Source organism: Chitinophaga sp., from assembly GCF_036569185.1.
Classification (GTDB): domain Bacteria; phylum Bacteroidota; class Bacteroidia; order Chitinophagales; family Chitinophagaceae; genus Chitinophaga.
In genome coordinates, this window is record NZ_DATCRD010000384.1 from 1 (window position 1) to 18,500 (window position 18,500).

Consider the following 18,500-nt stretch of genomic DNA (forward strand, 5'->3'; position numbering starts at 1 on the left):
GGCTATTACTACCGCCACATCACAGCTTTTGCCGTGGGTGATCCAGCATTTTGTACCGTTCAGCACCCAGTCGTTCCCCTCCTTCTTTGCTACGCATTTCATATTCATGGCGTCCGATCCGGTATTAGGCTCTGTAAGCCCCCAGGCGCCAATCCATTCACCGGTAGCCAGTTTGGGCAGGTATCGTTGTTTCTGCGCTTCATTGGCAAACTGCAAAGTATGGCCGGTACATAAGGAATTATGGGCCGCCACGCTTAATCCGATGGCCCCGCAAATGCGTGCAATTTCACTGATCACCGTTACGTATTCCAGGTATCCGAGCCCGCTGCCACCGTATTCCTGTGGTACGAGTACGCCCATAAGGCCCAGTTCTCCCAGCTGTTTGAATACCTTCACGGGAAATTCCTGTTGTTCATCCCATTCCATCACGTGAGGCTGCATATTTGTTTTTCCGAAGTCCCGGATCATTTGTGCAATCTGTTGTTGCATTTCCGTAGGCGCAAAATTCATAAACGTGTGGATTTATTATTTGATCTCAATGTAATGTTCAATTTTACGATAAATAATCTCATCCACCAACGGCAGGCTGTGGAGGTCGGATACCGCTCTGAAACCCGCGTGGCTATTACGATACTGCACTATCAGGCGGGCCAGTTTATAACGTATATATGGGTGAGCTGCCAAAGATTTTTCATCTGTGAGGTTGAGGTCTAGTTTTTTTAGAGAACTGCTACCAATCTTTAGGAACGGTTGAATTTTTTGAAATGTGGAGTCGGGTAAACCATAGCATTCCGCCACCTGTTCCACGGAATAGAAGCCTCCCAGCCGGTCGCGGTAGGCAATTATCCGCCTTGCAAAGCCGGGCCCGATGCCGGGCAGGGATTGCAAGGCAGTACTATCCGCCAGGTTAATATCAACAGGAGCAGCCGGGGCTTTCTTACGATAACGGGTAAACGAAGTGGTATCCGTACCTGGGTAACGGCTACTATTCCGGCTTCCGCCGTAATGATGGCGGCTGCTATCCCGGTGACCGTCGCCATAGTGCCCGGCATAACGGCGCTCCGGCCTGTCACATCTCCCGGAAAACCTGGTATCTTCTTTACTTTTTTCTATACGCACATAGGGCATCAGCTGCGTATACAATGCCGGTGGCAACCCATATATCTTACCAAGATCAGCTGCTTTCCTGAACCGGCCGCCACCGGCCAGGTATTTCCCGATAGTAGCGGCTGTGCGTTCGCTTACTCCCAGCTGTTGCCAGCCGGCGGCAGGCAGGGTGTTGGGATCAAAATAAAACAGGCCGGCAGGTGCAGGCGGTAAAATTACCGGTTCTTCTTCAACAGCCTTTATCCCTGCTTCAAAGGCCAGCACTGCGGCTTTCAGATCGTCGCTACCGGTAACGGGCACACGCCGCCGGAAATAAAAGACCAGGTCAGGAATAAATCCCGTGATAAGCATGAGTATCCCCAACGTTATTATTCCATATTGTTCCTTCCTGGAAAAGCGCAGGTATTCGCGGGCAAATGATTTCCGCATGGGTCAACAACAATTTTGTTCTCAAGCTATCACTTTATACGCAGCAATTTGTTAACAGAAATAAAACGGCGCCTTAAATTTCAAGGCTCAGGCCATCATAAGCCAGGTGTGTGCCAGCAGGTAATTCTTTTGATACTGATTCATGTAATCCCAGCTGGTGGCTGATATGCGTAAGATACACTTCCGGCACCTCTAATTCTTTGCCCAGTGCAATGGCTTCATCGAGCGTAAAATGAGAGATATGTTTTTCGCGGCGCAGCGCATTCAGTACAAGGATCTTTGAGCCGCGGATCTTATCTTTTTCCTCCGGCGCAATGTAATTGGCGTCTGTAATATAGGTAAAGTCATGAATACGGAAACCCAGTACAGGCATCTGGTGATGCATAACGTGGATAGGCGTAACCGTTAGCCCGTTTACGTCAAAAGAGGTATCTGAAATGGTTTGCAGGTTAATTTCAGGGATGCCGGGATACTTGAAATCAGCAAATGCATAAGCAAATTCACGCTTAATAACGCTCTGGGAAAACTCAGTGGCATAAATATTAATAGCGCTTTTCTGGAAATAATTAAAAGCGCGGATATCGTCCATGCCGGCAATATGATCTTTGTGGGAATGGGTAATGAGCACCGCTTCCAGGTGGCCTACCTTTTCGCGCAGCATCTGGTAGCGGAAGTCCGGGGTGGTATCCACTACAATATTTCCCGCAGGAGCGGTGATCATAATACTGCTGCGTAAGCGTTTATTTTTTTTGTCTGTCGAGGAGCAAACTTCGCAACCACAAGCTATAACCGGAACTCCCTGCGACGTGCCTGTACCTAAAAATGTAACTTTCATCCCAACATCATTTGTCTTTTTTGCTTATTCCGCTGCCTGCCCGTCAGGGGTTCCGCTTTCCTCCTCTCCTGCTTCAGGAATGGGTTTACTGGATTGTATCTGTTTGTACAGCTTATGCGACTCTGCCGTGAGTGTTTCTTCGTCCAGCGGCAGGGTCGATAAAATATCGATCAGCGTATTGATGCGCCCTTCCAGGTTCAGGAATTTGTTGATCACTACCACCTTTTTATGTTCAAGGATGCAGTAACCGGACAGGAAACTACCTTTTTCGAAGCGCAGTACATATTTAGCCTCCTCGAAGATCTTTTCCAGTTTGGTCAGGTTATTAGGTGTGATTTTGATATTCATGTCGCAAAAATAGCAAAAAGGTGTTGTTACTTCGTTACCATCCTGGCGAAAGGTACAATCATTTCTTCCAGGGAAATACCGCCATGCTGGAAGGTATTGCGGTAATAGTTCACAAAATAATTATAGTTGTTCGGATAGCAGAGATACCCGTCTCCTTTTGCAAAAATATAGGAAGAGTTTACGTTGGGCTTTGGTAATCCTGCATCACGGGGATCACGGAAGGCCAGCACTTCTTTCGGATCATAGTTCAGGTTGCGCCCGTGTTTGTAGCGCAGGTTGGTAGTGGTTTGTTTATCGCCTATCACTTTCACCGGCGTTTTCACCCTTACGCTGCCATGATCTGTGGCAATGATGAGGTTTATTTTTTTGTCGCTGATGCGTTTCAGCGCCTGGTGCAGCGGGCTGTGCTCAAACCAGCTGGCGGTGATAGAGCGGTAGGAGGCTTCATCGCCCGCCAGTTCCTTGAGCACTTCCATTTCCGTGCGGGCATGACTGAGCATGTCCACGAAGTTGTATACAATCACGCTCAGCGGGTAATCCAGCATATTATGGATATTGTTGAGCATTACCTGGGCATCGGCGTGATTGGTCACTTTAGTGTAGGAAAAGCGGGGATCCAGCTTCAGCTGTTTCAGCTGGGCGGCAAAAAAATGTTCTTCATAAAGGTTTTTCCCTCCTTCCTCGTCATCATTCTTCCATTCCTGGGGGAATTTATGTTCAATATCCACCGGCAGCAGGCCGGCAAAGATGGCATTACGGCTGTATTGCGTACTGGTGGGCAATATGCTGTAAAAAGATTCTTCCTCTACCAAACGGAATGATTCCTGGAAAATGGGCAGGATCGCCTTCCACTGGTCGTACCGCAGGTTATCTATGAGCAGGAATACATTGGGCACATTGGGATCCAGGTTAGGCACTACTTTATCGCGGAACAAGGTATGCGACATCACCGGGGCCTCCTTTGCCTTTGGATGAAGCCAGTCGCTGTAATGGCGGCTGATGAATTTGGAAAATTCGTTGTTGGCTTCCGTTTTCTGGGCATTGAACACTTCCAGCATTTCCGGGCTGTTGGTTTTGGTCATTTCCATTTCCCAATACACCAGTTTCTTGTAAATGTCCATCCACTCATTAAAGTCGGGGTTGGAGCTGAGAGCCATAAACAGGCTGCGGAACTCCTGCTGGTATGCGGTGGTGGTTTTTTCGGCCACCAGTCTTTTGTTATCAATTATTTTTTTTAGAGATAATAATACCTGGTTGGGATTTACCGGTTTGATAAGATAATCGGTGATCTGGGAACCGATGGCGTCGTCCATTACATTTTCCGCCTCATTTTTCGTGATCATCACTACCGGGATCTGCTGGTCAATTTCCTTGATCTTGCTGAGGGTTTCCAGGCCGGTGATGCCGGGCATAGATTCGTCCAGCAGCACTACATCCACCACCTGTTCTTTCAGAAATTCAAGTGCATCATGCCCGTTCGTCAGGGGGGACACCTTATAGCCTTTGCTTTCCAGGAAGATAATCTGTGATTTCAGGGACTCTATTTCATCATCTACCCATAGTATATTTATCTGACTCATAATAAGATTTAAGGTTCCGGTAAAAAAAGGAAATTACCCCTATTTTTTGGCAAATATCATTCCCCGAGTATCATTTGCCGGTAATTATATGTTAAAAAGGGCTGAACACGGTAAAATGATAGCAGGAAAAAGTGAACAGCCTGATAAAGTTATTTACCTTCGCATCCATAACATGAATTACCTGTAACCTACCAATTGTTTATACTGTCATAGGGGTATCGTGGATGCAGCGCGTCTTTATAAGTAAAAAAATTACATATAATTAATTTCGGGTGTAGTTTTGCATACAGGCACCAGGGATTCAGGCGTGGATACCCGCCTGAAATCGTATAATTAAATGCAAATGACCGAACGCAAGCGAAAGATTGTTAATGATCCGGTGTATGGCTTTATTACCATAGATCACCCGTTGATTCTTAACCTCATTTCACATCCATATTACCAGCGGCTCCGCCGCATACATCAGATGGCGCTGGCCCACCTGGTGTATCCTGGTGCTATGCATACGCGGTTTCATCATAGCATGGGCGCCTATCACCTGATGAGTATGGCATTGCTGGAGCTTCGCAGCAAAGGAGCAGACATTACCCCTGAAGAAGAAGTAGCGGCAAAAATGGCCATTTTGCTGCATGACATCGGGCATGGGCCTTATTCCCATGCACTGGAGAATGGCATTATTGAGGGCGTATCGCATGAAGAGATCTCCCAGTGGCTGATGGAGGCATTGAACAGGGAAATGAACGGGGCGTTGTCGCTTACGCTGGATATTTTTAACGGGCGTTATCATAAAAAATTCCTGCACCAGCTGGTATCGAGCCAGCTGGATGTAGACAGGATGGATTACCTGAACCGCGACAGCTTCTATACCGGGGTGGCCGAGGGCACCATCGGGTACGACCGCATTATCAAAATGCTGATTGTACATAAAGGGGAGCTGATGGTGGAGGAAAAGGGCATTTATTCCATTGAGAAGTTTATTATAGCACGGCGGCTGATGTACTGGCAGGTATACCTGCATAAAACAGTGCTCAGCGCCGAAAATATGCTGGTAAAGATCCTGACCAGGGCAAAAGCGCTGGCCCAGGAGGGAAAAGAATTGTTCTGCTCCCCGGCTCTGGCATATTTCCTGTATAATACCATTACCAAGAACAACTTTGAGTGCGGGCCTGAGTGCCTGGAACTATTTTGCCAACTGGACGATTATGATTTAATGGGAGCTATTAAAGTATGGACAACACATGAAGACAAAGTCTTGTCACTTTTATGTAAATGGTTAATAAACAGGAACTTATTTAAGGTTGTATTAAGTAACCAGGCTTTCGACGGAAGTGCAGCGCTATTATTGAAGGAACAGGTCAGACAAAAATGGGGGATTGAGGGTGCAGACCTGGATTACTTTGTTTTTACCGGTGCGGCCTCGCTGAGGGCTTACAACGTCAACGACGAAAAGATCAATATCCTATTTAAAGATGGAACTGTAAAAGACATTTCCTCCATCGACAATGCACTGATTAGCCATACACTGGCGATACCGGTAAAAAAATTCTACATTTGTCATCCAAAAATTCAGGCTAACAACGTTTTATAAGGAATAAAATGTTAAATAATAAGTTCATACTATCCGGTGTAGCCTGGAAAACATTACAATTTTAAACTATGCAGTTTAGCGCATTACAATTAGCTACCATGTTAGATGGTAAGCTGGAGGGAAATCCGGACGTAAAGGTGAGCAACATCGCCAAGATTGAGGAAGCTGGCGAGGGTATGCTCAGTTTCATTGCCAATCCTAAATATGAAGAATTCATATATACCACCAACGCCTCCATTCTGATCGTGAATGAGAGCCTGGTGATTGAGCGTCCCATTAAATCGACCCTGATCCGGGTGAAGGATGCCTATAGCAGCTTTGCGCTGTTACTGGAACAGTACCGGTACCTGACCGGCAATAAGTCGGGCATACAGCAACCCTCCTACATTCCCACCTCTGTAAAAATGGGTGAGAATGTATTTGTAGGCGCGTTCGCCTACCTGGGCGAGAATGTAGTGCTGGGCAATAATGTAAAAATATATCCCGGCGTATACCTGGGTGATAATGTGATCGTTAACAACGATTCTATCTTGTACCCGGGAGTAAAGGTATATGATAACTGCATTGTGGGCAGCCGCGTAATGCTGCACGCCGGTTGTGTGATTGGCGGCGATGGCTTTGGCTTTGCCCCCCAGCCGGACGGCTCCTATAAAAAAGTACCACAGATTGGCAATGTAGTGATCCATGACGATGTGGAAATTGGCGCCAATACCACCATCGACCGGGCTACCATGGGTAGTACCGTGATCCGTAAGGGTGTGAAGCTGGATAACCTGATCCAGGTAGCGCACAATGTGGATATCGGCATCAATACCGTGATCGCCGCGCAAACCGGGGTTTCCGGCAGTACCAAAATTGGCCAGAACTGTGTTATCGGCGGCCAGGTGGGCATGGTAGGGCATATCCATATTGCCGACAATACCAAGATCAATGCACAGAGCGGCTTATCCAAGTCTATTACAGTGCCTAATACTTCCCTCACCGGCTCGCCGGCGTACGATTATAAAAGTTCGCTGAAAAGTCAGGCAATTTTTAGAAATTTGCCGGACCTTGAAAAGCGCGTGAAGGAGCTTGAAGAGATGGTAAAACAACTGCTGCAGGAACGAGCGGGTGTATAAATGATTACTGATTAAATAGTTATATATTAGTTAGCTTATTATGGAAAATCAACAGTTGCAATACCAGCATACCCTTAAAGGCGAAATTACCTTGTCGGGTATCGGGTTGCATACAGGCGCCCATGTTAATATGACCCTTAAACCCGCAACACCGGGCCACGGGATTAAGTTTCAACGTATCGACCTGCCTGGACAGCCTATCGTGAAAGCCGATGTGGACTATGTAGTAGAAACAACCCGCAGCACTACGCTCGAGCACAACGGCGCCCGGGTAAGTACCGTGGAACACATCATGGCTGCCCTGGCAGGTACCGGTGTGGACAATGTACTGGTAGAACTGGATGGAGGAGAAATTCCTATCATGGACGGCAGCGCCTATGCTTTTATTGAAGCGATAGAGCAAATAGGTTTACAGAACCAGGACGCCAAAAAAGTATATTATACCATTGATACCAACATCAGTTATTATGATGAGAAGAAAAAGGTAGAAATGGTGGCGATGCCGGCAGTGGATTACCGTATCACCTGTCTTATCGATTTCAACTCCCCGGTGTTGGGCACTCAGCACGCTAAAATGAAAGGCATTGAGGAGTTCAAAACAGAAATTGCGCCCTGCCGTACTTTTTGTTTCCTTCATGAACTGGAATACCAGTTATCGCTTAACCTGATCAAAGGCGGCGATATCAACAACGCCATTGTGGTAGTAGACAAACCGGTAACGGAAGAAGAACTGACCCGTTTGGCGAAGGTGTTTAACCGGGAAACCATTTCTGTACAGAAAGAAGGTATCCTGAACAATATAGAATTACGTTTCCCGAATGAGCCGGCGCGTCATAAACTGCTGGATGTAGTAGGCGACCTTGCCCTGATCGGTTACCCGATCAATGCGCATATTATTGCCAACCGCCCGGGGCACGCATCCAACGTGGAGTTTGCCCGTGCCATTAAAGCGTATATCAAGAAGAACAAGCATAACAAAGACTTACCTGTATACGATCCTAATCAGCCACCTGTATTTGATACACCACGTATTGAAAGGACATTGCCGCATCGCTACCCGATGCTGCTGGTAGATAAGATCATTGAACTGGGAGAAGAGAAAGTAGTAGGTATCAAGAATGTTACCTTCAACGAGCATTTCTTCCAGGGTCATTTCCCTTCCAACCCTGTAATGCCGGGCGTTCTGCAACTGGAAGCGCTGGCACAGGTAGGCGGCATCCTTGCACTGAACCGCGTACCTGATCCTGAAAACTATGATACCTATTTCCTCAAGATAGATAACTGCAAATTCAAACAGAAAGTAGTTCCGGGCGACACCATGATCCTGAAAATGGAGTTGCTGAGCCCCATCAGAAGAGGGCTTGTGGAAATGCGGGGGACAGTATTCATCGGCAATAAAGTAGCTACTGAAGCCGATATGATAGCACAAATTATAAAAACAAGAGAAGGCAAATAATAGCATGATCCACCCGCTTACATACATACATCCGGACGCCAAAGTTGCGCCTAATGTAAAAATTGATCCATTTACCGTTATACATAAAAACGTAGAAATCGGTGATGGTACCTGGATAGGCTCCAACGTAACTATTATGGAAGGAGCCCGTATCGGCAAAAACTGCCGTATTTTTCCAGGCGCTGTTATTTCTGCCATCCCCCAGGATTTGAAATTTGCGGGTGAAGAAACTACCGTTGAAATCGGCGACAATACCACTATCCGTGAATATGTGACGATTAACCGCGGTACCAAAGACAAATGGAAAACCAAAATCGGGAATAATTGCCTGATCATGGCATACAGCCACATTGCACACGACTGCGAAGTAGGTAACTACTGCGTATTTTCAAATAACACTACCCTCGCCGGGCATATTACCGTGGGCGACCACGTAGTGCTGGCCGGCATGGTAGCCATCCAACAGTTTTGTAAGGTAGGCGATCACGCATTTGTAACCGGCGGTTCCATGGTGCGTAAAGATGTACCTCCTTTCGTAAAAGCAGCACGCGAACCACTTTCGTATGTGGGCGTAAATTCCGTAGGACTGAAGAGAAGAGGTTTTTCTCTTGAAAAGATCAACTCCATCCTCGACATTTACCGTGTTATCTTTGTAAAAGGTTATAAATTATCAAAAGCCGTGAATATCATCGAAGCAGAATTTCCTGCCACCGATGAAAGAGATGAGATCCTGTCGTTCATCCGTGAATCAGGACGTGGTATCATGAGAGGCTATACTTCCAGGACCAATGACGATATCTCTTAACCAGGCAGGTAAGCGTTTTAACTACGACTGGATCTTCCGTCGGGTAACCCTCACCTTTAGTGAAGGACAACGCTATGCCATACTGGGTCCCAATGGTTCAGGGAAATCCACTTTATTACAGGTAATCAGCGGCGCCATTCAGCATAACGAAGGTACTGTTACCTACAGCACACCGGAAAAACCCATCGCCCCTGATGCGTTTTTCCGGTATTGCTCCATTGCTGCTCCATATCTTGAGCTCATTGAAGAGTTCACCCTTACAGAAATCATCCGGTTCCATCAACAGTTCAAAAGCTTTCTGCCAGGCATTACGCCCACGATGGCGATGCAGCTGGTCGGACTGGAAAAAGCCGCCAATAAACAACTCCGCAACTTTTCCTCCGGGATGAAACAACGCATCAAACTGGCCCTGGCCATTCTCTCTGATGTTCCCGTTCTCCTGCTCGATGAACCCTGCACCAATCTTGATGCCGCTGGTATCGCCGTATACCAGCAGCTCATCAATGATTATGGGGGCAACCGCCTTATTATTGTAAGCTCTAACGATGAGCAGGAATACTTCATGTGCCGCGAGCATATCCATATCATGGATTATAAATAAAGATAAAATCAACGGGAATATTATCTTCGTGAAAAGCTAAAAGCTATATGAAGACTGCCAGTAAGAAAGTGATTAATGGCTGGGCCATGTACGATTGGGCTAATTCCGTGTACAACCTGGTTATCACCACTACTTTTTTCCCTATCTATTTTTTAGCGGTTACAGGTGAACATGTTTCTTTCCTCGGAATGAACTTTGTAAACTCTGCGCTGTACAACTATGCTATGGCCGCCGCTTACCTGCTGGTAGCCTTCGCCTCTCCTATCCTCTCGTCTATTGCGGATACCAGGGGCAATAAAAAGAATTTCCTGCGCTTCTTTACCATACTAGGGGCACTTTCCTGCAGCGCACTCTACTTTTTTGACGGCGACCACCTGCTGCTGGGCGTGATCTGCTTTATCCTTTCCACCATCGGTTATTGCGGCGGTCTCGTATTTTACAATTCGTACCTGCCTGAAATTGCCGCGCCGGAAGACAGGGACCGTATCAGCGCCCGTGGCTACAGTTTGGGGTATATAGGCAGCGTAATTTTACAGCTGCTGGGCTTTGGCCTGGTGGTAATGGGCCCCAAACTCGGGCTGGGCAAAAGCCAGCCGGTACAGCTTACCTTCCTGCTGGTGGGAATCTGGTGGTTTGGATTTGCACAGATCACTTTTGCACGCCTGCCCAAAAGCACTGCTACCACTCCACAACATAGCGGTAGCGCATTCACGGAAGGATTTACAGAATTAAGGAAAGTATATGCCCAGGTAAAACAATTGCCGGTACTGAAAAGATTCCTCCGCGGGTTTTTCTTTTACAGTATGGGAGTGCAAACCGTGATGATGGCAGCTACCATCTTTGGCGGTAAAGTATTGAAACTGCCCGATGAAATGCTGATCGTTACCGTGGTAATTATCCAGATAGTAGCTATTGCCGGTGCATGGAGCATGGCCAGGCTTTCCACCCGTTTTGGCAATTTACGTGTATTGATTGCCGTTGTTATATTCTGGATAGGTATCTGTATTGCCGGTTACAAGATGCAAACAGCCATGCATTTTTATTTGCTGGCCACTGCGGTGGGATTGGTAATGGGAGGCATACAATCGCTCAGCCGTTCTACCTACGCCAAGCTGATGCCGGAAACAGAAGATACCACTTCCTTCTTCAGCTATTACGACGTTACTGAAAAACTGTCCATTGTAATTGGTATGTTTTCGTTTGCTTATATAGATGATATCACTGAAGATATGCGTAACTCCGTACTGGCGCTGGTGGTATTTTTTGTGATCGGGCTGGTTTGGATCATCTCCGCCCTGCGCAAGCAAAAGCAACTGGCCTGAATTGAGTACCTTTCCAAACAGCAACTCCGTAAAATTTAAGGATAATGAAATTATACACCATTGAAACAGGGTTCTTTAAACTGGACGGCGGCGCCATGTTTGGCGTAGTGCCCAAAACCATCTGGAATAAACTGAACCCGGCAGATGAAAACAATCTATGTACCTGGGCCATGCGTTGCCTGCTCATTGAAGACGGCAACCGCCTCATCCTGGTAGATAACGGTATTGGCGACAAACAGGATGCAAAGTTCTTCAGCCACTATTACCTGCATGGCGGTGCTACTCTTGATAAATCACTGGCGGCATATGGTTTCCACCGTGATGATATCACCGATATGTTCCTCACCCATCTTCACTTTGATCATTGCGGGGGCAGCATTATCCGCCAGGGCGAACGGCTGGTACCGGCCTTTAAAAATGCTACCTACTGGAGCAATGAAGACCATTGGAAATGGGCTACACAGCCCAACGACAGGGAAAAGGCCTCTTTCCTGAAAGAAAATATACTGCCTATCCAGGAAAGCGGCCAGCTGAAATTTATTGATCATCTTGAAGGGGTGAATTTTACCGAACATGTTTCCATCCGCTTTGCCAACGGGCATACGGATGCCATGATGCTGCCACAGATCAGCTACAAGGGTAAAACCATTGTGTACATGGCAGACCTGCTGCCTTCCACCGGTCATATTCCCTTACCATATGTAATGGCATATGACATGTTTCCGCTGAAAACATTGCAGGAAAAAAAGAGCTTCCTGCAGGAAGCCGTGGATAAAGAATATATCCTTTACCTGGAGCACGACCCGGTAAATGAATGCTGCATGCTGCAACAAACCGACAAAGGGATCAGGGCAGGTGAAACTTTTTCACTCAGCAGTATTTAATTTACTGTCAGTCTGTCACAGTTTTGGCTAGTGCATTATATTTGATAGCAACAGTGTATGGCTATACACATAACAACAGATAATAAATTGAAAAAACTGATCGTTGTGGGCGACCGTGTGCTGATAAAGCCAGCTACTCCCCACGAGCGCACCAGCAGCGGGTTATACCTGCCTCCAGGAGTACATGAAAAAGAAAAGGTTCAGCGCGGCTATGTAATTAAAACGGGGCCGGGGTACGCTATACCAGTACCGGCTGATAATGATGAATCCTGGAAACCGGAAGAAGAGAAAGTAAAATATATCCCATTACAGGTCCGGGAGGGCGATCTGGCAATTTTCCTGCTCAGCGGTTCCACAGCAGTGGTATACGAGGAAGAAACGTATTATATCGTACCACAGAGCGCTATTTTAATGCTGGAAAGGGAAGAGGATCTGTAAAACATCTTATTCATCTTATTAAATAAAAAAAATCTGCTAACGAATAGCAGATTTTTTTTGTCTATCATGTATGAAAAAGCACTCTATTCCTTGTATTCCAATATATCGCCCGGCTGGCATTCCAGTACCCTGCAGATCTCTTCCAGTGTGGAAAAACGGATGGCTTTCGCTTTGCCGCTTTTTAATATGCTGAGATTTGCCATCGTAATGCCTACCTGTACACTCAACTCTGTCAGCGACATCTTTCTTTTGGCCAGCATCACGTCCAGATTGACGATTATCCCCATTTTATATTACAGTTTAGGTCATTAAATGGTGAGCGCCTGTTCTTCTTTGAGGCTTACCGCTCTTTCAAAAACGATGGCCAGCGCAAGGATCACCATGAAAGCCATCAGCAGCTCCCAGCTGGCTCCCAGTACACTCAGCAACCTGAAATAAAGCCGGTTGTTGTACACCTTCACATTATCGGCAGCTATCCAGGCAAAAACAATTTTGGTGAGCAACAAGCCCGATAAAACAAGCAGGATACCCTTCACCGAACTAAGGTTTTTCCGTGAAATAATATCTTCACTCCCTGCTCCGATCAGCAGCCGGAACAAATAAAAGGTCATCAGCAGATAAAGTAAACCCAGTATAGTATTCTGCAGCACCGCTGCTTTTAAACCCGGCGTACCAGGATTAAACCCCGATTGAAAAAAAGCAACACCATTAAAGATCGTGATATAAACACTGATCAATACAGAAACGAGCAGCACGATTTTCAACGGGAGAAGATACTTACTGATATTCATGTTACGTCCTGTTTATTACCCCAAAGGTATTTCTACTTTATCGAAATTCAAAATAAATTTATCGATTATCAATAATTAATGATCGATAAACAGTACGTAATTCCTGATAATAATTTGAAGCTCAAACGCTTGTTCTTTTTATTATCTTCATAAAAAAAATTACGTCATGGCCAATCAGGATGCATTTCTGGAATATATCAAAAGCGGCTATACTTTTAAAGGCGAGCATTTCAAGCTGGGTTGTGCCATGCTGAATGGTGAAGTAGTAACCGGCGCGGATGTTTTTCTGCCGCTTAAAACGCTCAACCGTCATGGATTAATTGCCGGCGCCACCGGTACCGGTAAAACAAAAACACTGCAGGTGATCGCCGAAGGGCTTAGCGACGCCAGTGTACCCGTATTATTGATGGACATTAAGGGAGACCTCAGCGGTATTGCCGCTGCAGGTACAGACAATCCCAAGATTGCAGAACGTTACCAGAAAATAGGCGGCACCTGGAGTGCGGCGGCCTATCCTTCAGAGCTCCTGTCGCTCAGCCAGGAAAAAGGCGTACGCTTACGCGCTACTGTGAGTGAGTTCGGGCCTATCCTCCTGTCGAAGATACTGGAGCTGAACGACACACAGGCCGGGCTGGTAGCCATGCTTTTTAAGTATTGCGACGATAATAAACTTCCTCTGCTTGATTTAAAAGACTTTAAAAAAGTATTGCAGTTTGCCGGGGATGAAGGTAAAGCGGACCTGGAAAAAGATTATGGGAAGATATCCACTACCTCTACCGGCACCGTGTTGCGTAAGGTAATTGAGCTGGAACAACAGGGCGCTGCGCTTTTTTTCGGAGAAAAATCTTTTGAGGTAGATGACCTGATGCGGATCAGCGACGATGGCCGGGGTATCATATCCATATTGCGTGTAAGTGATATACAGGACCGGCCGAAACTCTTTTCCACCTTCATGCTCAGCCTGCTGGCAGAACTGTACGCCATACTTCCTGAAGAAGGCGACCTGGATAAACCCAAGCTGGTAATGTTTATTGATGAAGCCCATCTTATTTTCAATGAGGCCAGCGACGCCCTGCTGAAACAGATAGACACGATCATTAAACTGATCCGTTCAAAAGGCGTCGGTATTTTCTTCTGTACCCAAAACCCGATGGATGTACCTCCTTCTGTACTGGGACAACTGGGTCTTAAAGTACAACATGCCCTGCGTGCCTTCACTGCCAACGACCGTAAAACAATCAAACAAACCGCGGAAAACTACCCGCTGTCCGACTTCTATAAAACCGATGAACTGCTTACCCAGATAGGTATCGGAGAGGCGCTCATTACCTGCTTAAATGAAAAAGGTGTTCCTACCCCGCTGGCCGCTACCATGCTGGTATCGCCAAGGTCGCGCATGGATGTGCTGACCACCGCGGAAATTGACGGCCTGGTAAACAACTCCAAGCTGGTAAAAAAATACAGCGAGGAAATTGACAGCCAAAGCGCATATGAGATCCTTACCGCCAAATTGCAGGAAGCCGCTGAAAAAACGGCTACTGCCGAAGCAGCGCCCAAATCTTCCGGCAGGCAAAAACAGGAAAAAGGCGTACTGGAGCAGGTAATGGATAGCTCTGTAGCCCGGCAGGTAGGCCGTACTGCCGCTAATATTATCACCCGCAGCCTGCTGGGCGCATTGGGCCTCGGCGGGAAAAGCAGTAAAAGTAAAAGCTGGTTTTAATTATGCAACGACAGCGATCCGCTGTTAGCTTACATCAATATATTCAAGAGTATGAGTAGAATTATTAAAACGGGCGTATGCTCGTATGGCATGTCTGGACAGATATTTCATGCCCCCTTCCTGCATGTGAACCCTGGATTTGAATTTACAGCAGTAGTAGAAAGAAGTAAAAATCTGGCACGCCAACGCTATCCTAACGTTAAAGTATATACGAGCGTGGAAGATATGCTGGCCGACAAAGACCTGGAACTGATCGTAGTAAATACACCCAACTACACCCACTTCGATTTTGTGAAAGCCGCACTGGAAGCAGGAAAGAATGTGATCGTTGAAAAACCCTTCACCGTGCACGCTGCAGAGGGGGAACAACTGGCTGCACTGGCCGCCGAAAAAGGATTGCTGCTCAGTGTGTATCACAACCGCCGCTACGACAGCGACTATAAAGTTGTAAAGCAGGTATTGCAATCCGGGCAGCTGGGCGATGTGCTGGAAGCAGAAATACACTACGACCGCTTCAAAGAAGAGCTGAGCTATAAAAAACATAAAGAAGTAGGAGGCCCCGGTACAGGCGCCCTGTACGACCTCGGCTCTCACCTCATAGACCAGGCCATTACCCTGTTTGGCATGCCTAAACGGGTATGGGCTGATATCCGCATCATCCGCCGCGATTCTATTGTAGATGATTACTTTGAACTGGTACTTTACTACGATAACCTGCGGGCACGTGTAAAATGCAACTACCTGGTGCGCGAAGCCCTGCCGGCTTACCAGCTGCATGGCCGTACCGGCTCCTTTATCAAAACAAAATCCGATATCCAGGAGGCGCAGCTGCAAAGAGGTTTATTCCCCGACAGCCCCGACTGGGGTGCAGAACAACCACATGAATGGGGACTGCTCCACACAGAAATTGATGGCGAAGTAGTAAAGAAATATATTCCCGGCGGCGCTGGCAACTACATGGACTACTACCAGGGCATTTACGAAGCATTGGTGAACAAAGCCCCTAATCCTGTACCAGCGCAGGACGCCATTAAAGTGATCAAAGTTATTGAAGCCGCTTTTGAAAGCAGCAAGGAAGGAAGGGTGATCGATCTGTAGCGCGGATTTTGTCTTGGAACACTGATTACGCTGATTATAAATGATTAGTTTGATTTTACTTTTTTGATTCTATTTTAAAAAAAGGGGAGATATATGCGGATCTAATCCGCGTATATCTCCCTTCATCTTTTATAAAATTTAAAAGAATAAAATCAAACTAATCATTTATAATCAGCGTAATCAGTGTTCCAAGACAAAATCCGCTACGGGCACGAGAGCCGCCCGGCATCATCGCGCACCACAAGTCCTTCTTCATTGAGGAATTGCAGTACTTCCATCAGATCGCTTCTTTTTACGTCGGGTAATTTGTTTTGCAGCACGTTAAACAGCAGCGGTTGCTCTTTCAGCATGCTGATAACGTGATCGGATATACGTTTAAATCCTGCTGCATCTATTGGCTCTGACTTCTTTCTCAAACAAACATCGCATACGCCGCAGGGAGTAGCATCCTTTTCTCCGAAGTAAGCCACCAACTGCTGTGTGCGGCATATATCACGGTTACGGGCATACGAAAACATGGCATCGAGCCGGTCGGCATACACCTTCTTACGTACTTCCACCCTTGCCATATTGATACGCAGGTTTTGTGCCGACACCCGCTCCTGCAGGAAGCACAGCTGCGGCTCATCGCGCCGGGGCTGGTACTTTATTATGCCATATTGATGCAGCTGCTGCAGCTGTGCGGCGATCTCATCATCTTCCATCAGCATTATACGCCCTATTTGCCGCTCGTACACCGGCACTGCATTATCGAAAATACCTTCGTAGGTGCGTAACAATGTTTTAATAATTTCTTCCAGCGCCGGGTAAGCATTTTCAAATTCGTACAGGGATTCCTTATTGGTAACAAATTCTGCACGCGACGGGAGAAACACGCTCTCACTCAGTTGGAGCACGCCTTCCTGTTCCAGCAGGCGCACAGTGCTGTATGCCATAGTGAGATTAAGATGAAAAGTGCGGGCAAAATCGTTGATATCAAAATCGAAGTACAAACCTTCCGCACTGCCAACAGGTACCTGGAGGTAGTTAACAATGCCCTGGTATACTTCCCGGATCTGTTCCAGTGTGGGAAACTGCAATGCAATCCGCTCATGCATTTCTGCAAGCTCTTCTTCATTGTATAACAGCACCGCATACGCTTTCTGCTCATCCCTGCCGGCACGGCCGGCCTCCTGGTAGTAGGCTTCAAGTCCATCAGGCATATCGTAATGCACCACAATGCGCACATCCGGTTTGTCGATGCCCATACCAAAAGCGTTGGTACAAACCATGATGCGTGTTTCATTATTGATCCAGGCTTCCTGTCGTGCCGCTCTTTCAGCCTGTGGCAAACCGGCATGGTAATAACTGGCGGGGATTCCCTGTAACTCCAGCAGCGACGCAATTTCTTTGGTACGTTTGCGGTTACGGCAGTAAACAATACCGCAGCCGGGCACGCGGTCCAGTATATGTTTTACCTTATCAATTTTAGTGGGTTCTTCCAGTACGCTGTATGAAAGATTCGGCCTGGCAAAGCTTTTGGTAAAAACTTTGGCTTCTTTCATCAGTAGCTTCTCGCAAACGTCTACCTGCACGCGTGGAGTAGCTGAAGCTGTAAGCGCCAGCACCGGGGCATCCGGGAAGAAACTGCGGATATCTGCTATCTGCAGGTATGCAGGGCGAAAATCATATCCCCACTGGGAGATGCAATGCGCTTCATCAACAGCAAGTAAATTTACCGGGAGCCCATCACAATAGGTTTGAAAAAGTTTGCTTTGTAATCTTTCGGGAGATACATATAAGAACTTGCATCCTCCGCGCCGGGCGGCTTCCAGAACTCTTTCCACTTCCTGGAAAGGCATTCCGGAATAAACAGCATAGGCAGTGATCCCTCTTTTTTTGAGATTAGCCACCTGGTCTTTCATCAGTGCAATGAGCGGGGTTATCACGAGGCATAGCCCGGGCTTCATCATAGCCGGCACCTGGAAACAAATGGACTTGCCGCCACCGGTGGGAAGCAAAGCCAGTGTGTCCTGTCCTTGCAGTACAGCGTTCACGATATCTTCCTGTAGGGGGCGAAACTGTTCGTATCCCCAATATTGCTGTAATATGGCTACGGGCGTGCTCAAATAAAAATTTAATGGTTAATACGAAGATACGCGATTAGCGCGAGTTTTGTCTGACTCAGGATTTTGATGATTTCGCTGATTACGCTGATTTGATTACTTTAGATTTAAAATGATTTGGGGAGATTTAAGCGAATACCTTCGTCTGAATCTCCCCAAAACTTTTATTAAATCATTACAAAATCAAATCAGCGTAATCAGCGAAATCATCAAAATCCTGAGTCAGACAAAATCCGCTCAGTTCACGTTTTTATAGCGTAGTCTGATGGCTGTCT

At 46.8% G+C, this 18,500-nt stretch carries 18 protein-coding genes; 10 read left to right on the forward strand and 8 right to left on the reverse strand.

The genetic code is table 11. From position 1 onward, the window contains the following. The 5 genes from VIM72_RS28840 to VIM72_RS28860 all read right to left on the reverse strand — a co-directional run. Positions 1–510, reverse strand: a 510-nt coding sequence (locus tag VIM72_RS28840) for an acyl-CoA dehydrogenase family protein (RefSeq protein ID WP_332006266.1), incomplete at its 3' end; no start/stop codon positions are given. 15 nt (positions 511–525) lie between these two features. Continuing rightward, positions 526–1,536 carry a ComEA family DNA-binding protein gene (locus VIM72_RS28845; protein ID WP_332006267.1) on the reverse strand — a complete coding sequence of 337 codons (1,011 nt, stop codon included), beginning with the start codon at positions 1,534–1,536 and terminating at the stop codon, positions 526–528. Positions 1,537–1,609: 73 nt separating this feature from the next. Then, positions 1,610–2,371: an MBL fold metallo-hydrolase gene (locus tag VIM72_RS28850; RefSeq protein ID WP_332006268.1), complete on the reverse strand. Its 762-nt coding sequence runs from the start codon at positions 2,369–2,371 to the stop codon at positions 1,610–1,612. A gap of 24 nt (positions 2,372–2,395) precedes the next feature. Then, complete coding sequence (locus tag VIM72_RS28855) at positions 2,396–2,719, reverse strand: hypothetical protein (protein WP_332006269.1); 324 nt, start codon at positions 2,717–2,719, stop codon at positions 2,396–2,398. Positions 2,720–2,745: 26 nt separating this feature from the next. Next, positions 2,746–4,299 carry a response regulator gene (locus VIM72_RS28860; RefSeq protein ID WP_332006270.1) on the reverse strand — a complete coding sequence of 518 codons (1,554 nt, stop codon included), beginning with the start codon at positions 4,297–4,299 and terminating at the stop codon, positions 2,746–2,748. Positions 4,300–4,642: 343 nt separating this feature from the next. Between VIM72_RS28860 and VIM72_RS28865 the strand changes: the two genes are divergently transcribed. The 8 genes from VIM72_RS28865 to VIM72_RS28900 all read left to right on the forward strand — a co-directional run bounded on the left by VIM72_RS28865 (position 4,643) and on the right by VIM72_RS28900 (position 12,511). Then, entirely contained in the window at positions 4,643–5,887 is a 1,245-nt protein-coding gene (locus VIM72_RS28865) for an HD domain-containing protein (protein ID WP_332006271.1), read from the forward strand. A 68-nt stretch (positions 5,888–5,955) separates the two neighbouring features. Then, positions 5,956–7,005, forward strand: a complete 1,050-nt coding sequence (lpxD, locus tag VIM72_RS28870) for a UDP-3-O-(3-hydroxymyristoyl)glucosamine N-acyltransferase (RefSeq protein ID WP_332006272.1) — start codon at positions 5,956–5,958, stop codon at positions 7,003–7,005. Between the two features lie 40 nt (positions 7,006–7,045). After that, positions 7,046–8,461: a bifunctional UDP-3-O-[3-hydroxymyristoyl] N-acetylglucosamine deacetylase/3-hydroxyacyl-ACP dehydratase gene (locus VIM72_RS28875; RefSeq protein WP_332006273.1), complete on the forward strand. Its 1,416-nt coding sequence runs from the start codon at positions 7,046–7,048 to the stop codon at positions 8,459–8,461. 4 nt (positions 8,462–8,465) lie between these two features. After that, a complete protein-coding gene (lpxA, locus tag VIM72_RS28880; RefSeq protein ID WP_079473565.1) occupies positions 8,466–9,266 on the forward strand; it encodes an acyl-ACP--UDP-N-acetylglucosamine O-acyltransferase in 801 nt (266 codons plus the stop codon). Next, a complete protein-coding gene (locus VIM72_RS28885) occupies positions 9,250–9,867 on the forward strand; it encodes an ABC transporter ATP-binding protein (RefSeq protein WP_332006274.1) in 618 nt (205 codons plus the stop codon). The genes lpxA and VIM72_RS28885 overlap by 17 nt, the downstream gene beginning before the upstream one ends. Positions 9,868–9,914: 47 nt before the next feature. Further along, the gene (locus VIM72_RS28890; RefSeq protein ID WP_332006275.1) at positions 9,915–11,189 is read left to right on the forward strand and encodes an MFS transporter; all 1,275 of its coding nucleotides are present in this window, start codon (positions 9,915–9,917) and stop codon (positions 11,187–11,189) included. A 44-nt stretch (positions 11,190–11,233) separates the two neighbouring features. Next, positions 11,234–12,073: an MBL fold metallo-hydrolase gene (locus VIM72_RS28895; RefSeq protein WP_332006276.1), complete on the forward strand. Its 840-nt coding sequence runs from the start codon at positions 11,234–11,236 to the stop codon at positions 12,071–12,073. A 57-nt stretch (positions 12,074–12,130) separates the two neighbouring features. Further along, positions 12,131–12,511, forward strand: a complete 381-nt coding sequence (locus VIM72_RS28900) for a co-chaperone GroES family protein (protein ID WP_332006277.1) — start codon at positions 12,131–12,133, stop codon at positions 12,509–12,511. Positions 12,512–12,594: 83 nt separating this feature from the next. Here the strand turns inward: VIM72_RS28900 and VIM72_RS28905 are convergent, their stop codons facing one another. Together VIM72_RS28905 and VIM72_RS28910 are read right to left on the reverse strand one after the other, a co-directional pair. Then, positions 12,595–12,798: a helix-turn-helix domain-containing protein gene (locus tag VIM72_RS28905; RefSeq protein ID WP_079473561.1), complete on the reverse strand. Its 204-nt coding sequence runs from the start codon at positions 12,796–12,798 to the stop codon at positions 12,595–12,597. 21 nt (positions 12,799–12,819) lie between these two features. Beyond that, positions 12,820–13,302, reverse strand: a complete 483-nt coding sequence (locus VIM72_RS28910) for a DUF2975 domain-containing protein (RefSeq protein ID WP_332006278.1) — start codon at positions 13,300–13,302, stop codon at positions 12,820–12,822. Positions 13,303–13,468: 166 nt separating this feature from the next. Between VIM72_RS28910 and VIM72_RS28915 the strand changes: the two genes are divergently transcribed. Next, complete coding sequence (locus VIM72_RS28915) at positions 13,469–15,022, forward strand: helicase HerA-like domain-containing protein (RefSeq protein WP_332006279.1); 1,554 nt, start codon at positions 13,469–13,471, stop codon at positions 15,020–15,022. A 51-nt stretch (positions 15,023–15,073) separates the two neighbouring features. Further along, positions 15,074–16,120 (forward strand): Gfo/Idh/MocA family oxidoreductase, encoded by a 1,047-nt coding sequence (locus VIM72_RS28920; RefSeq protein WP_332006280.1) that lies wholly within the window; start codon positions 15,074–15,076, stop codon positions 16,118–16,120. 203 nt (positions 16,121–16,323) lie between these two features. On the opposite strand, the gene VIM72_RS28925 is transcribed toward VIM72_RS28920, so the two are convergent. After that, positions 16,324–18,228, reverse strand: a complete 1,905-nt coding sequence (locus VIM72_RS28925; RefSeq protein WP_332006281.1) for an ATP-dependent DNA helicase RecQ — start codon at positions 18,226–18,228, stop codon at positions 16,324–16,326. Positions 18,229–18,500 lie beyond the last annotated feature (272 nt).

Coding starts and splice junctions, on each gene's coding strand:
- VIM72_RS28905 (WP_079473561.1), bottom strand. CDS start 12,798: ATGGGGATAATCGTCAATCTGGACGTGATGCTGGCCAAAAGAAAGATG.
- VIM72_RS28895 (WP_332006276.1), top strand. CDS start 11,234: ATGAAATTATACACCATTGAAACAGGGTTCTTTAAACTGGACGGCGGC.
- VIM72_RS28850 (WP_332006268.1), bottom strand. CDS start 2,371: ATGAAAGTTACATTTTTAGGTACAGGCACGTCGCAGGGAGTTCCGGTT.
- VIM72_RS28915 (WP_332006279.1), top strand. CDS start 13,469: ATGGCCAATCAGGATGCATTTCTGGAATATATCAAAAGCGGCTATACT.
- VIM72_RS28875 (WP_332006273.1), top strand. CDS start 7,046: ATGGAAAATCAACAGTTGCAATACCAGCATACCCTTAAAGGCGAAATT.
- VIM72_RS28900 (WP_332006277.1), top strand. CDS start 12,131: ATGGCTATACACATAACAACAGATAATAAATTGAAAAAACTGATCGTT.
- lpxA (WP_079473565.1), top strand. CDS start 8,466: ATGATCCACCCGCTTACATACATACATCCGGACGCCAAAGTTGCGCCT.
- VIM72_RS28885 (WP_332006274.1), top strand. CDS start 9,250: ATGACGATATCTCTTAACCAGGCAGGTAAGCGTTTTAACTACGACTGG.
- VIM72_RS28920 (WP_332006280.1), top strand. CDS start 15,074: ATGAGTAGAATTATTAAAACGGGCGTATGCTCGTATGGCATGTCTGGA.
- VIM72_RS28855 (WP_332006269.1), bottom strand. CDS start 2,719: ATGAATATCAAAATCACACCTAATAACCTGACCAAACTGGAAAAGATC.
- VIM72_RS28910 (WP_332006278.1), bottom strand. CDS start 13,302: ATGAATATCAGTAAGTATCTTCTCCCGTTGAAAATCGTGCTGCTCGTT.
- VIM72_RS28860 (WP_332006270.1), bottom strand. CDS start 4,299: ATGAGTCAGATAAATATACTATGGGTAGATGATGAAATAGAGTCCCTG.
- lpxD (WP_332006272.1), top strand. CDS start 5,956: ATGCAGTTTAGCGCATTACAATTAGCTACCATGTTAGATGGTAAGCTG.
- VIM72_RS28845 (WP_332006267.1), bottom strand. CDS start 1,536: ATGCGGAAATCATTTGCCCGCGAATACCTGCGCTTTTCCAGGAAGGAA.
- VIM72_RS28890 (WP_332006275.1), top strand. CDS start 9,915: ATGAAGACTGCCAGTAAGAAAGTGATTAATGGCTGGGCCATGTACGAT.
- VIM72_RS28865 (WP_332006271.1), top strand. CDS start 4,643: ATGACCGAACGCAAGCGAAAGATTGTTAATGATCCGGTGTATGGCTTT.